Source organism: Mesoplasma coleopterae, from assembly GCF_002804245.1.
Lineage (GTDB): Bacteria > Bacillota_I > Bacilli_A > Mycoplasmatales > Mycoplasmataceae > Mesoplasma > Mesoplasma coleopterae.
In genome coordinates, this window is record NZ_CP024968.1 from 128,821 (window position 1) to 144,894 (window position 16,074).

Genomic DNA, 16,074 nt, shown 5'->3' on the forward strand with positions numbered 1-16,074 from the left:
CCTTTCAATTGACTTATATACTCTTTTAGTTTATCATATTAAAAAATATATATAAATAAGGAGGTTAAGACCATGATTAAAACAAAAAACAAGAGCACTTTAAAAAATTTTAACTTAGATGCATTAGATTTAGATCTAAACGAAGAGTTAATTTATGCACAGCCTACATTTTGAAGAACTGTTTCCTATAGATTTGAGGAATTAAAAGAAGAGGCTTTAAAATATTTTAGAAGACATCCACTTATTGGGTATTCTTTTAAACGTATTGTTTATGGATTATTAACATTAATTGTAAGTATTGCAATAGTTTTCTTTTTAGTTAACTTTGTAACACCAGATTCATCATATTTACCAGATGTTTCTGAATTAGGAAAAATGGGTATTGGAACATCAGGACCAAAATACGATGCATTTTTACAAACAAGATTAGAATTATTTGGAGTTAGTGGTAATGCTATAGAAAGATTATTAAGATACTTTAAAAACATTATTCCATTTATTCCAAAACATATTTTAGTAGGGCAATCAGTTATATTCCCTAATGCTTCTGAATTATCTAATTCTCAAATTATTATCAACACAGTTTTATTTACAGGTGGACAAGTTGATGGTTTATTAAAAACAGGATCAAAAGAATTAATTGATGCGATTACAATTAGTGCTTCATACAAAACTGTTTGAGTATATTTAGGAGTTGTTAAATCAAGTTCAATGGGTATGCCAGGTTCAACTGAAGTAACAAGTTTATTTGCAAGTGCAATTCCATATTCATTTGGAATTGGAAGTGTAGCTGTTTTATTTTCTTATTTAATTGGTATTCCTCTAGGAATTGAAGCTGCTAAGAGAAAAGGAAAAGCAACTGATGGAGCAATTAATGGAACTGCTACATTCTTATTAGCTGTACCTTCATTAGTTATTGTTATCTCAATTTATTTAATTTCAATTTTAGTTTTTGGTCATTCTTCAATTTTTAGTTCAGGATCATTCTGAACAAGATTTTGACCAGTTGTTGCTTTAGTTATATTAATGGCTCCAACAACAATTATATTAACAAGACGTTATGTTGTTGATGAAATGACTGCAGATTATACAAAATTTGCATATGCAAAAGGATTAGGTGAATCAAAAGTTTTCTACGTTCACATTTTTAGAAATGCTGGAGTAAGAATTTTACGTGAATTACCTCTAGATTTAGCATTTACATTATTTGGAGCTTCAATTTTAACTGAAACTCAATGAAACATACCAGGTATGTCACAATTAATTATTAATGGAGTTAATAACCGTGACTCATTTGTTATTTTAGGATTCATTACTTTTGCATCATTAGTAAAAATTGCTGCAACATTAGTTTCGGACTTATTCATGGTCTTAATGGACCCTAGAGTTAAATTAAGCGGTAGATAGAAAGAAGGAGAAAATATGACAAACATCGATAGAGAAAAATTCGAAAGAGAAAACAAAGTTAATTTTGATGAAATTGACGAACAAATGTTTCAAATCATCGAAGAACAAACTAGCGAAAGTGAAAGATTAAACTCAAAGCCTTATAGTTATTGAAAATCTGTAGGTAAATTACTAGTTACCTCTCCTACTTTCATGATTTCTATTTTAGTTTTAATTACAGTTTTACTTTTAGCATTCATTGTTCCTGAAGTAATGAATTACAAAAATACTTCAAGTACTATTGGAGATCCTGCTTTACCATCATGAGAACACTTATTTGGTATTGGTATGAATGGTGAAGATTTATTCGCTAGAGTTTGAGCGGGAACAAGAACAACTTTATTATTTGCTTTCTTAATTGCTGCTATTCAAGTAGTTGTAGGAGTTATTTTAGGTTCAATTTGAGGTTACTTTAGAAAATCAGATTTAATTTTCATTCAAGTAGCAAGTATTATTACAATTGTTCCACAATTTATTTTATTACTATTAATGGTTTTCTTATTTAATAGTAAAGGTTACTGAGTTATTGTTTTTGCTATATCACTTCAAGCATGAGTTGGTATTGCACAAATGGTAAGGGTACAAATTATGTTAGTAAAAAACACTGACTATAATACTGCATCAGTAAGTTTAGGTTCAAGTTCATACAGAATTATAAACAAAAACATTATGCCAAAAATTTTACCAGTTATAGTACAAACAGCTGCCTTTGCAATCCCAACAGCTATTTCAATTGAGGCTTCACTTGCTTACCTAGCATTTGACTTTATTCCAGCGGGACAAACATCTTTAGGGCAAATATTAAACCAAGTTATGAATGAAACAAAATGACAAATTTACCCAAATTTATTAATTGCTCCAATGGGAGTTATTATGATAGTTTCAGTTGTATTCTTCTTAGCTGCTAGAGTATTTGCTGACTCATTAGATCCAAAAAATCATAGATAGGAGACCAACTTATGGCTACAAATAAAGATAAAATTATTTCTCTTCAAGACGTTGTTGTTAAATTCAATGTTCGTGGAAGAATGTTAACAGCTATTAGAAATGTTTCTTTTGATATTTATGATGGAGAAACAGTTGCTATAGTTGGTGAATCTGGATCAGGTAAATCAGTTTTAACTAAAACATTAACTAATATGTTAGAAAGTAATGGTTATATTTCAAATGGAACAATCATGTATTTTCCAACAGAAGAATCAAAAAATAATTCTGAAACAGCTATTAGAGAAGATGTAAACTTAGTTAACTACCACAAAGGATCATTAACTTCAGATACAAGAAGAAAAATTAAAAAAAGTAATTATAAAACAATTAACAATGCAAAAATTCGTTTAGAGGCACTTAATGCTCGTTTAGGAGTTAAAGGTGTAGATTCAGACGACATATTAGCAAAAATAAAAGAGGAAAGTGAAATTATTCATGATGCTTATTATGAACTTTCAACATTCTCAAGATTAAGAAAAAGAACAGTTTTACGTTTAACTCCAATAATGAAAGAAATTTCAAGTAAAAAGAGAAATCTTTCTCTAATGAAAGGAAGACAAATTCTTGCTGGATTAAGAATTCTTGCAGAACAAGAGTTTTTAACTGAATTTGAATTAAACTTGAAACATGTTTTAGAAAAATTAAAAAATGGTGAAACTGTTGAAGAACATGAAGTTAATACTTTATTAGCTGCATGAAAGTTTCAAACAACTCCAACTTGATTAAACAAGAGAGAAGCCATAAAAAAATTAAAACAAGTTAGAGGGGGAACAATTGCTACAATTTTCCAAGACCCAATGACTTCATTAAACCCATTACTAAGTGTAGGTTTTCAAATTTCAGAAGCTATTAGATTACATAATAAAGTTTCAAGACATGCTGCTAAACAACAAGCAATTGAATTAATGAATAAAGTAGGTATTCCAAATGCTGAAAAACGTTATCATGATATTCCAGGGAAATACTCTGGTGGGATGAGACAACGTATTGTTATTGCCATTGCACTAGCATGTAAACCAAAAGTTTTAATTTGTGATGAACCAACAACAGCACTTGATGTTACTATTCAAGCTCAAATTTTAGAGTTAATTAAAGAACTTAAAAAAGAATTTAATTTAACTGTAATCTTTATTACTCATGACTTAGGGGTAGTTGCAAATGTTGCAGATCGTGTTGCAGTATTATATGCTGGACAAATTATTGAATATGGAACTGTTAAAGATATTTTCTTTGATGCAAGACACCCATATACTTGAGCATTATTATCTTCATTACCTCAACTAGGAACAAAAGGTGAAGAATTATTTGCTATTACAGGTACACCTCCAAGTTTATTCAACAAAATTAAAGGTGATGCATTTGCTCCGAGAAACAAATTTGCTTTAGCAATTGACTTTGAATATAATCCACCAATGTTTGAAATTAGTAAAACTCATGGTGCAAGAACTTGATTGTTAGACCCAAGAGCTCCTAAAGTTGAAAAACCTAAAATGTTAGAAAACTTAAAAGAAGCTGTAATTGAAGCAAAGGTAGGTGAATAGTATGGCTAAGGATTCAATCATAAAAGTACGTGATCTTTTAATTGAATATGGACACGGTAAAAACAAAGTTTCCGCTGTTAAAGAAGTTTCTTTTGATATTTATAAAGGAGAAACTTTTGGGCTAGTAGGAGAATCTGGTTCTGGTAAATCAACTATTGGTAAAGCCTTAATGGGAATTGAACCAATTAATGATGGAACTATTTATTATCAAAATACATTAGCATTCGGTAAAACTCCTAATTTAATTAAGATGAATGAAAAAATGGAACACCATATTAAAGTCATGAAACTTAATCAAACTGCTATTACTAAAGCTTTAGAAATTTATTCAGAAGATTACAAACGTGTTTACTTCAAATATATTGAAGGAAGATACTATGACTTAAAGTCAAAAGAAACTGTTGAATATTCTGATAATAAAATTAGAAAAATTGAAGAAGGTTTAGATTTAAAAGATCATAAATTAGTTTCGAAATCAAAAGATCCAAAATTAAAACTAGTTGAGGATGCTGTTAGAGAAATCATTAAAAGAATTTTAAAATTATACAAACTTCAAGACAAGTCTTTAGCATTTTTAAAAATGTTAAAAGAGGATGGAATCATTAACCCAGAGTTATTAAAAAAAGTTAATGAATTGCATTCAAAAACAAATAAACTGACAGTTAAAATTAGAAAATCAGAATCTAAAATGTATTTAACAATTCAAGAAATTGAAAAAGTTAGAAACGATGTTAGAAAAGGTAAATATAAATCAGTAAAAAGATTTTTCTTTGATTTAGGTAAACTATTAGAAGTTTTAATTGCTGAACATAAATTAGTATCACCTATGATTTCTGATTTAAAACAAGCTCAAAAATTAAGTTCTGCAATTGTATCAACAGGTAGTGATAAAAAGCAATGATTAAAATGAATTAATGAAAAAATAGCAACAATCGATGATGAATCAAAAGTTGCTGAATTTGAATTAATTAAAGAATTAATGTCTAATGAAAGCATTCAAAAAACATTAGAAAAATCACCAAAGTATTCATTACCAACTAGTTCAGAAAGACATGAATTAAAAAAACAAATGCAAATGATTTTTCAAGATCCAGCATCATCATTAAATGATAGAATGCCTGTTGAAGAAATTATTGCTGAAGGTTTAGATAATTTCCCTGAATTATACAAAAATGAACAAGCTGCTCAAACTTACATTGACTGATTTAATTCAAATAATCCAGATAAAGTAGGAAAAATAACATTAGAAAACATTAAATACAAAAAAGTAAAACAATTTTTAATTTTACAATTATTAACTACTGTTGGTATGTTACCTGAACACTTGTCACGTTACCCACACGAATTCTCAGGTGGTCAACGTCAACGTATTGGTATTGCTAGAGCATTAGTTATGAAACCATCATTTGTTGTTTGTGATGAACCTATCTCAGCACTTGACGTTTCAATTAGAGCACAAGTAATTAACTTACTAGCTAAATTCCAATTAGAATTTGATTTAACATATATTTTCATTGCACACGACTTAAGTGTTGTTAGATTTATTGCAAATAGAATTGCGGTTATTTATCGTGGAGATATTGTTGAATTAGCTGATGCTGATGAATTATTTAATAATCCATTACACCCATATACTAAATCATTATTATCTGCTGTACCATTACCAGATCCAGATTTAGAGAAAAAGAAAAAAAGTATCAAATACAAACCTGAAGAGCAACATTTTGATTACATTACAGATTCTCCAAAATGAAGAGAAGTTCAAAAAGGACACTTTATTTTAGCGAATGAAAGAGAAGTTGCTGAAATTAAATCCGATAAGAGAAAATCTAAAAAAATCGAGAAAGGAGTATAATTATGAAAAAATTACTTAGTATAATTGCTGCTGCAACTTTAGTTACAACAGCCGGATCAACTTTAGTTTCTTGTGGAATGTCTACAACAAAACTAATGGCAAGAAAAGTAAATACAAAAGAGTATAAAGGTTTCATGACTGCGGCTCTTAATACTTGATCACCTGGATCAACTATGCAAAACTCAGACTCAATCATATTAGAAAACTTATATGACGGATTATTAACTCCTAATGCTCATGGTGAAATCGAAGGTCAAATGGCTGATTGATGAGGGCATAATGCAGAAGGAACTGAATATTACTTCCACTTAAGAGATAAAGAAACAGAATCTAATGATGGAAGAAAAACAGGGATTCCAAAATGAACTGCTGTTAAAAATGGTGAAATTAAAGACACACATGATGTTACAACTATGGACTTCTATAATGCGTTTAGATTTACATTTAACCCTAATGCTTCAGCTGATGGGGCTGCTCCAACTAATGGACTGTTTAAAAATGGTTCAAAATTAGAAAGTATATTATCAAATATTTCAACATATGATGCTGTTAAATTAGACGGTAAAAATTTTGGTAGAACAACTGCTGAAGGTGGACAACAGAATATTGGTGCTGAAGCTATTTCAACAAGAAACTTTGATATCATAGTTATGTTAGTTAACCTTTGAACTGCTGAAGAAGGTGGGCAAGCTAAAATTGATGCATTAGCCAATGCCAAAATTAATCCAATTTTAGATGAAAATAAAAAACCTACTGGAAAATATGAATCAACTCCTGAATTTGATGCCTTAATTACTGAGATAAAAAAATATCAAGGTGAAGATAACTTTCAAAAATTAATTTCAGATAGTGCACAAAATGGTGGAATGATGGCTATTTCTCTTTCAAAAGATGGATTAGGAACAGCGACTTATTCAGAAGGAACATCTGAAACAAAAAATGAACAAGTTTATAACATTAGATATACTTTAGAGAATGCTTCAACTTCATTCTTTACGTCAGCTGCTGGGTATGGTTCATTAAAGCCTTTACCATACTACGCGGTTAGTTACTCAGATAATCAAAATAGATCATGATATAACTTTTCAAAAAGATATCAACCAAGTATTAATGAAATGTGATTCTCGGGTGCTTATTACTTGAAATCATACAAAGCATCTTCAAACACTGTTTTATTAAAAAACCCTAATTACTATCAAGCAGATAGAACATATATTGAAAAAGCAACTTTCACTTTAACTAGAAGTCAATCTGTTGATTCAAACAGGCTTTGATTTGAAGGTGGGGATGCTTCAGAAGTAGCTATTTCACCTAATGATGCAAGTGGATGAAAAAAATATGTTGGTGATGATTACAATTCAGAAGAACAAAAATTTGCATTTGAAGGAACTCATGCAACTTCTACTGTTCCAAGTCAATATACTTTTACAACCTTCTATAACTATGGAAGATTGACAAAAGATGGTAAAGATATATCAAAATCATCCTTAGCTTTAGCACAAAAATCTGTTAGATTGTACTTAAATTACTTTATGCAAAGAACTCAATATCCAGCTTATGTAGCAGGTAAATTAGATAATGATAAAAATACAAAGGAATCATTAGCATGAGATGGTGGGGAAGGCAAAAATGTTAAAACTAGATCTTCAACCTTATTAAGAAATACTTTTACAATTCCAAGATTAGCAACTAATCCAACTAAAGAATCATCTGATACTGTTCAAAACGGAAAAGTTAATGGAATTCCTCTGGAAGATTATACTATTCAAAATATTGGTGCTGACTACAACAAAATGTATGGTGTAACTAATACTCAATTAGAATCTTCATTTTCAGCTATTAATGAAAATGATGCTACAAGATTAAAAATATTAGAAAGTAATATAACAACTCCTAATCCAGATTTAAAATTATTAGAAAAATTCTATAATGATCAATTTGGTTCATTAATTGATGGAAACGATGCGTTCTACCAAAATGATTTAATGGCATTAGGAATGTTCTTAGATGCCGAAGGTAATGTTATAGAGGGTCTTAAAAAAGATTTAGAATCATTTGCAAATTTAGCTTATTCAGCAGTTGTTGATAGAGAAAAAAATAGCAAAGAAATTGATCAAAATAATGAAAAAGCAAAAGCTAAAATATTAGGTGATGTTGTAAGAAAAGATCTTGAGTCAAAAAATATTTTAGATGCTAAAAATAAAAATGAGTCAATTTCTATTGAATGATTATTAAATGGTGGTTTAAGATTAACTTTAAATCCAAGGGTTGAATATTTAGTTGATGAGTTTAACAAAGCAGTTGGTTCTTCAAGTCCAATTACTTTAAAAACTAAAACTTCTAATGATGTTTCAGATTATTTAAACTTATCAAAAATTGGTGATTTTGATATTTACGTTAGCGGTTGAGGACCAGATTATACTGATCCATACAACTTCTTACACACTCTAATTTGAGGTGGAGAATATGGTGTTTATACAAACATTGGTAATGTTTTAAAAGAATCTAGAAAAGCATCTGATGAAAAAGAAAATAGTAATGAACCTAGTTTAGTAATGGCTGATGGGTTTGAAAAATATAATGATGCTTATGCGGATATCAATAAGTCAATTACTAAATATACGGGTATAGTTGAAACAGCAAAAGGTATTGGTGATTTCTCTGAAAGACTAGAAACTTTATCAAAGGCTGAAACTTATGCACTTTATGATGTTGCTTTAACAACACCTCTTTACAATAGAACTCCAATGAAAACTATTCAGTTATCATACTTAGATCCATTTACTAGATCTTCATTCATAGCTGGAAGTTCAAATTTAAGATTATTTGGTGTAAAAATGATTGAACAACTTTGAGATAGAAAAGCTTTCTTAGCTGCTCAAACTCAATTTGAAAAAGGATCAGCAAACGAAGTTGAGGAATACAAAAAACTTTACGTTTATGACCCTAAATCTGATAGTGAAGTTATAGCTTCAAAATCAGCAATAAAATAAGAATGCAAAAGCATTCTTTTTTATTTGTATAAGGGAGTGTAAAATATTAAAAAAGGAGAAAGTATGAAAGAAAAAATAATTAAATCTTTGGATGATAAGAAAATAAATATTTTTATTTGAGATGAAGTTAAAAATCCTAAAGCGATTATTCAACTTGTTCATGGTAGTTGCGAACATTCTTTGCGTTATAAAGAATTTGCAAAGAAAATGAACGATAATCAAATTATAGTTATAAGTAGTGATCATAGAGGTCATGGAAAGACAGCGATTTTAAACAATGAACCTTTAGGATATTTTTCAAAAAATAATGGCTGAAATAAGATTGTTTCAGACTTAAAACAGGTTAACTCATTTATAAAAGACCAATATATGAACTTACCAATAATAATGCTTGGACATTCAATGGGAAGTTTTATGGTTAGAACATACATGATTGATTACCCTAATACAGTTGATGCATATGTAATTAGTGGGACTGCTTGACATAACAAGGCATTGTTAATTTTTTCAAGAAATATAGCTTATATAAGAAGTAAATTTAATGGTGGCAAAAAACCAGATAATTTTATTTGAAAATTAAGCTATAAGCCACTTAATAAAAAATTTAATTCTGAAAAAGCAACAGGATATGAATGGTTATCAAATGACTCAGTCAATAAAAACGAATTTATATCAGATCCTTTAACTGGTCAAGTCTTTACATCATCAGCATTCAAAGATATGTTTTATGGTTTGTTATATATTCAAAACAAATCGAATATTAAAAAAATCAAAAAAAGCACTCCTATTTTATTAGTCTCTGGTAAAGCAGACCCCGTAGGAAACTACGGAAAAATGGTACTAAAAACAAATAAAATATTTAGTAAGAATAATTTAAATGTTAAAGTTAATCTTTATGAAAATCAAAGACATGAAATTTTATTTGATGAGAAAAAACGTGAAGTTGAAAAAGATATTATTCTTTTCATAAATGAAACTTTAAAAAAGAAATAAATCACTTTTTTTGCTAAAGTACTAAAACTCTAAAATAACATTAATTATTCCAAAATTGGTATAATTATATTATTGCAAAGGGTGATAACATGGAAAAAAACACAGAGGAAAAGTTTTTAGCTAATTACGAATGAAATGAGGAAAAAACAGCTGCATTCGTAACAACAAAACAAAAAAGAAGAAATGATTCAATATCATGAATGGTTACCGGACTTGTTATTTTATTTATAACAGTTTTTTCATTAGGTAGAATAACTGTAATTGGTCAATTTTTAGATGATGTTTTCTTTAATTTTTTATTTGGATGATTTAAGTATTTTATCTACATCATTTTATTTATTGTAGATTTATGTATTTTTTCAGGAATAAGATTCAAATTTAAAAAAAGATTTTTATTTATGGTTATAACAACATTTATATTATTATGTTGATTGATTTCATTAATATTATTTACCCAAATAATTGCCTCAAAAAATGAAAGCTTAAATAAACTTTGGCAAGGAGATTTTTTTAGTCAAATGTTTAGTGTTTATGCTGATGAATGATTGAAACATTCAATATTCTCAGGACAATACTACAAAGAAGTAATTGACTACTTTTTAAAAACTGGAGTAGATGGATATTTCAATCTTTACAGCGGAGGAGGAATTACTGGAACTTTAATGGTTGGTATTACATCATATCTATCAATTGTTGGTTCATACATTTTATTAGTTTTTTTAATGTTCATTAATGGAATGTGAATTTTTACAGGTGATCCAATTTTCTTATTTAAACCAAAAACAAAAAGAAAAGGTAAAGCTTTAAGAATATTGACTTTAAAATCAAAAAGAAATCCAAATCGCAAAAAAATTAAGGAAGATAAAATTGATGTTTCAATAGAAAATAAAGTTGAAAAAAATGGATGAGAGTCTATCAATGTTTTTGGTAATTTGGCGTTTGATGAAGAAGAAGAAATTAGAACAAGTGACTTAACAATTCAAATGCCTTCTTATGTTAAAAAAGAGGAAAAAGATTTATTAGATAAAATCTATCAAGAAGAACAAATAGAATGTTCACTTCCTGAAGAAGTTATTAAAACTACTTTTTCTCAAGAAAGAATTTCAATCGATAAAGAAATAGAAAATACTACTGAAGAAACTATTATTGATCCACGTAGACCACGTTTTGTTTCAAGAAGAGTTCAAGAAAATAACAAACTTGAAACTGTTATTAAAAACCCAGGATTAAGACCTATTACTCAAAACACAGATCAAGTAAACAAAAATGAAAATGCAATTTTAACCAAAGAAATTCTTTCAGAAGCAGCAATTAAAGATGTAACTGTTGATGGTGATGATACCTTCTTTGATGCAATTTATGAAGAAAAAGAAAGTAAACAAAAATGTGAAACCTTGGAAGCATTTGATGAATTAAGCAAATATGAGGAAAAATATGATTTTTCTGTTGAGGATAAAATAATTGCAAATCAAGTCGTAACTCAACAAAAAGTTGAAGTGCCGGCTACTACTGTTTTAGAAAAACAAGTTATTTCAACACCTGTTATTGAAGAATCAAAAAAAGAAGAACCAAATATAATAATTAATAAAAATTACAAATTGCCTCCTGTAGATGTTTTAGCAGTAATGGAAAAAGACTATAACAAAGAAAGAGCAAATAAAGAAAATGCAGCCTTAAAAGCTTTAGCAATTAATGAAACATTTTCTCAATTTGGAGTTAAAGCAAAAGTTATTAATTCAATTATTGGTCCTAGTGTTATGAAGTTTGAAATTCAGGCAGAGCCCGGAGTTAAAGTTAGCAGTATTACAAATTTAGAAAATGATTTAAAATTAGCTCTTGCAACTCAAAATATGCGTTTAGAAGCTCCAATACCAGGAAAAAATTTAATTGGTATTGAATTAGCAAATGCAAGTTCAGAAATTGTTTCAATGAGAGAAATCATTGAATCAATACCTAAAGAACAAGAAAATGAAAAACTATTATTTGTTTTAGGGAAAAATGTTTTAGGAGAACCATTAACAGCTCAACTTAATAAAATGCCTCACCTACTTGTTGCAGGATCAACAGGTAGCGGTAAGTCAGTTATGATTAATGCTTTAATTTGTTCAATTCTTCTAAGAGCAAAACCAAATGAAGTTAAATTTTTAATGATAGACCCTAAAAAAGTTGAACTTTCGGTTTATTCTAGAGTTCCACACATGCTAGCGCCAGTTATTTCAGATATGAAGCAAGCAGCCAATGCATTAAAAATGGTTGTTGCTGAAATGGAAAGACGTTATGAATTATTTATGAATTTAGGTGTTAGAAATATTGATGGATACAACAGAAAAGTTACAGATTCTAAAAAAATGCCGTTCCAAGTTATCATTATTGATGAGCTTGCTGACTTAATGATGACTGGTGATAGAAAACAAGTTGAAGAATCAATTATGAGAATTACTCAAATGGCTCGTGCTGCGGGTATACATTTAATTGTTGCTACTCAAAGACCATCAACAGATGTTATTACAGGAACAATTAAAACTAACATACCAACAAGGATTGCTTTTGCTGTAACTACAGGAATTGACTCAAGAACAATCTTAGATTCAACTGGTGCTGAAAATCTATTAGGTAGAGGAGACATGTTGTTTATGCCACCAGGTGGTGGAGATTTAATGAGAGCCCAAGGTGCTTACTTAAGTGATGAAGAAATTGAAGAAATTGTAGATTTCACAATTGCTCAACAACAAGCAATCTATTCTGATGAATTTGATCAAGATAATTTAAAATCAATTGGGTCAACTGATGAATTATATTCACATGTTAAACAATTTGTTATTGAAAAACAAGATGCATCTTCATCTTCAATTAAAGGTAAATTTAGAATTGCTGATGCTAGAGCAACAAATATTTTAAATCAATTAGAAGAAGAAGGAATTGTTGGACCAAAAAATGGTTCAAGACCTAGAGAAGTATTAGTTAAGAAATAAAACCCTTTATTTTAGGGTTTTATTTTTCTAAAATAATAGAAAGGATAAGTGAAATGGAATTAAAAAATAAGGTTAGCAATTTACCAAATAAACCAGGTTGTTATTTATATTTAAATAAAGATAAACATGTTATTTATGTAGGTAAAGCAAAGAATTTAAAGAAAAGAGTTTCTTCATACTTTGATAGAGCCCAAAATTTAAAAACAACAAGATTAGTGCGTGAAATTGCTGATCTTGAATATTTTGTGGTTTCAAATGAAAAAGAGTCCTTGCTTTTAGAAGAAAATTTAATTAAAAAATACAGACCTAAGTATAATGTTCTATTAAATGATGATAAGGCTTATCCATATATTATTATTACTAACGAAAAAGATCCAACGTATAAATATGTTAGAAAATTAGATAAAAAAGCGCTAAGAAGCTTTGGGCCATTACCAATAGGTTCTAATGCAAGAGATACTTTAATAACATTGCAAAGACTATTCCCTTTGAGAAGATGTAAAGGTGGTTTAGGCAAACCATGTTTGCACTACTTTATCGGTCAATGTAGTGGAGCATGCTTTAAATATGTTGATAAAGAGTACTATCAAGAACAAATTAAAAGAGTTGATAATTTCTTCAAGGGAAACATAAATGAAGTTAAAGCATTACTAACTAAACAAATGGAAAAGGCATCAGAAAATTTACAGTTTGAAGAAGCCCAAAGAATTAAAGAACAAATTATAAGTTTAGATTTCACAACAACGAAACAAAATGTTGAATTTAAAAGTCAAACTGATGTAGATGTTCTAAGTTATTTCATTGAAGATGAAAAAATTGCTATTGTTACTTTGTTTTATAGATCAGGTAAATTGCTTTTCAAAGATGAACATGTACAACTTTATTTTGAACAAGATATAACCGATTTGATAGACTCATTTATGACTCAAATTTATGAAAAAAATATTTTACCTAACAAAATAATTGTTGATAAAGAAATTGAGTTATTTGTCCTGAACGAAAAATACAAGTCATTAGTTACTCATCCCATAAAAGAGGAAGAAAAAATAATTTATCAAATAGCTATCGATAATGCACAAGAAGCAATTAGAAAATCTAAAATTTCAATAACAACAAATATCGGGAATGAAAATGAATTATTATTACAACTACAAGAAAAAGCAAAACTTAACAAAGAACCATATAGATTAGAGATGTTTGATATATCAAATATAGGAAATGAATTTATTATTGGAAGTTGTGTTGTTTATATAAACGGTAAACCTGCAAGAAATGAATTTAGAAAGTATAACATTGATAGTAAATTTACATCTGATTATGACAGAATGAAAGAAATGTTATATCGAAGATTTCAAAAAGCTCTGCTTGAAAAAAGAATGCTACCAGATTTAATAATCATGGATGGTGGGATAATTCAAGTACATGCTGCAAAAGAAATAATAAATGTCTTAGGTTTATCTGAAATACAAATTATTGGATTAGTTAAAGATGAACATCATAATACATCTTTCTTGCTTGATACTAATGAAGAAGAAGTCAACATAAAAGAACAACCAAAATTATTTAATTGATTAAGCAGTATCCAAATTAGAGTTGATGAATATGCAAAGTCTGGATTTAGAAAAAAACAAAACAATTCATTTTTAAAGTCAGAGCTTGAAGGAGTTGAAGGGCTTGGTAAAAAAAGAATTCAAGACTTATTCAAAAAGTATAATACTATAAGTGAAATTGATGAGGCAGATCAGGAAGACTTATTCAAAATACTTAAAAATAAGAAAGCATTAGAGAACTTAAACATATACTTAAAGAGCAGAAAATAGATACAATTTTTGATACAAATATTATATAATTAAAAAGTTAATGAATTAGGAGACAAACATGGCAAAAGAAATTATCTTAACTCAAGAAGGTATTGAGGAATTAAAACACGAATTAAAACATTTATTAGAAGTAGTTCGTCCACAAGTAATTGAAGAATTAGTAGAAGCACGTAACCAAGGGGATTTAAGTGAAAATGCTGATTATGATGCAGCACGTAACCGTCAAGCTGAAGTTGAAGCAAGAATTAAAGAGCTTGAAACAATGATTAGCAAAGCTAAATTAATTGAAGATTCTTCTACAACTGATGGAGCAATTAAAATTGGTTCAAAAGTTAAATTCATCATGTTAAATACTAAACAACAAAGAGAAGTTAAAATTGTCGGAGCTGTTGAAGCAGATCCATTTAAAGGTTTAATTTCAAACGAATCACCAATTGCAAAAGCAATCTTAGGTAAAAAAGTTGGGGAATCTGTAGAAGTTAAAGATATCAATATACCTTACTCAATTGAAATCAAAGAAGTTAATTAATAATTACCCATCTGGGTAATTTTATTTTAAGGAGAGTTATGAGAAATCAATCAACATTTAAAAATAACAAACCAACTATTTATTTAATAGGAACACCTATTGGGAATTTAGAAGATATAAGTTTTAGAGCATTAGATACTCTTAAAAAAGTTGATGTTATTTGTTGTGAAGACACAAGAACAAGCCAAACATTTTTAAAGAAATATGAAATCAATAAAAAACTTGTTTCACTTCATAAATATAATGAGGCTGAAAGAATAAATGAAATAATAAGAGTTTTAGAAAATCAAAATGATGTAGCAATAATTAGCGATGCAGGTTGCCCTGCTATTAGTGATCCAGGAGCGAACTTCATTAAAGAAATTTTAAATACTTATGATTGTAACGTGACTAGTGTTAATGTTGGTCCTGCATACATTCATGCAATCGTTGCTAGTGGATATACGGCAAAAGAGAATTACTTCCATGGATTTTTAGAAAATAAAAGTGATAAATCAAAGTTTAATGAATTAAAAGATATGTTAAGTAAAAATTCAAAATCTATAATAAGTTTTTATGAATCAGTTCATAGAATAAAAGACACGATTTTTAAATTGAGTGAAATTTTAAATTCAGACCAAAGTGTATTGATTGGTAGGGAATTAACAAAATTAAATGAACAATATATTCAAGGTGAAATCTCAGATGTTAATGCTTTTGTTCAAAGTGAAGAATTTGTTTTAAAAGGTGAATTTGTTGTTGTTGTTGATTCTCAAAAAAAACAAATTGATATTATCAATGATGATGAAATAATTTTATTAGTTGAAGAAGAAATAAAACAAGGATACAAGTTGAAGCAAGCATGCGATATTGTTGGCGCAAAGATTAATAAATCTAAAAATGAGGTTTATCAAATATTTATTAAAAAATAGATTTTCAATTGACAAATCAATGTAATT

10 protein-coding genes are annotated in these 16,074 nt (G+C 28.5%); all 10 read left to right on the top strand.

The features are described 5' to 3' along the window. Positions 1–72 precede the first annotated feature (72 nt). The 10 genes from oppB to rsmI all read left to right on the top strand — a co-directional run bounded on the left by oppB (position 73) and on the right by rsmI (position 16,047). Positions 73–1,407: an oligopeptide ABC transporter permease OppB gene (gene oppB / locus MCOLE_RS00535; protein ID WP_100670550.1), complete on the top strand. Its 1,335-nt coding sequence runs from the start codon at positions 73–75 to the stop codon at positions 1,405–1,407. 15 nt (positions 1,408–1,422) lie between these two features. Continuing rightward, positions 1,423–2,394, top strand: coding sequence for an oligopeptide ABC transporter permease OppC (gene oppC / locus MCOLE_RS00540; RefSeq protein ID WP_100670552.1), 972 nt, complete (start codon positions 1,423–1,425; stop codon positions 2,392–2,394). An 11-nt stretch (positions 2,395–2,405) separates the two neighbouring features. Continuing rightward, entirely contained in the window at positions 2,406–3,974 is a 1,569-nt protein-coding gene (locus MCOLE_RS03810) for an oligopeptide/dipeptide ABC transporter ATP-binding protein (RefSeq protein WP_100670554.1), read from the top strand. 1 nt (position 3,975) lies between these two features. Continuing rightward, on the top strand, positions 3,976–5,829 hold the full coding sequence (locus MCOLE_RS03815; RefSeq protein ID WP_100670556.1) for an ATP-binding cassette domain-containing protein: 1,854 nt from the start codon (positions 3,976–3,978) through the stop codon (positions 5,827–5,829). A 2-nt stretch (positions 5,830–5,831) separates the two neighbouring features. Continuing rightward, entirely contained in the window at positions 5,832–8,822 is a 2,991-nt protein-coding gene (oppA, locus tag MCOLE_RS00555) for an oligopeptide ABC transporter substrate-binding protein OppA (protein WP_100670558.1), read from the top strand. Positions 8,823–8,885: 63 nt separating this feature from the next. Next, a complete protein-coding gene (locus MCOLE_RS00560) occupies positions 8,886–9,815 on the top strand; it encodes an alpha/beta fold hydrolase (RefSeq protein WP_100670560.1) in 930 nt (309 codons plus the stop codon). Positions 9,816–9,904: 89 nt separating this feature from the next. Further along, positions 9,905–12,787, top strand: a complete 2,883-nt coding sequence (locus MCOLE_RS00565) for a DNA translocase FtsK (protein WP_100670562.1) — start codon at positions 9,905–9,907, stop codon at positions 12,785–12,787. A gap of 53 nt (positions 12,788–12,840) precedes the next feature. Next, positions 12,841–14,607, top strand: coding sequence for an excinuclease ABC subunit UvrC (gene uvrC, locus MCOLE_RS00570; protein ID WP_100670564.1), 1,767 nt, complete (start codon positions 12,841–12,843; stop codon positions 14,605–14,607). A 58-nt stretch (positions 14,608–14,665) separates the two neighbouring features. Beyond that, entirely contained in the window at positions 14,666–15,136 is a 471-nt protein-coding gene (gene greA / locus MCOLE_RS00575; protein WP_100670566.1) for a transcription elongation factor GreA, read from the top strand. A 38-nt stretch (positions 15,137–15,174) separates the two neighbouring features. Beyond that, entirely contained in the window at positions 15,175–16,047 is an 873-nt protein-coding gene (rsmI, locus tag MCOLE_RS00580; RefSeq protein WP_100670568.1) for a 16S rRNA (cytidine(1402)-2'-O)-methyltransferase, read from the top strand. The last annotated feature ends 27 nt before the right edge of the window (positions 16,048–16,074 follow it).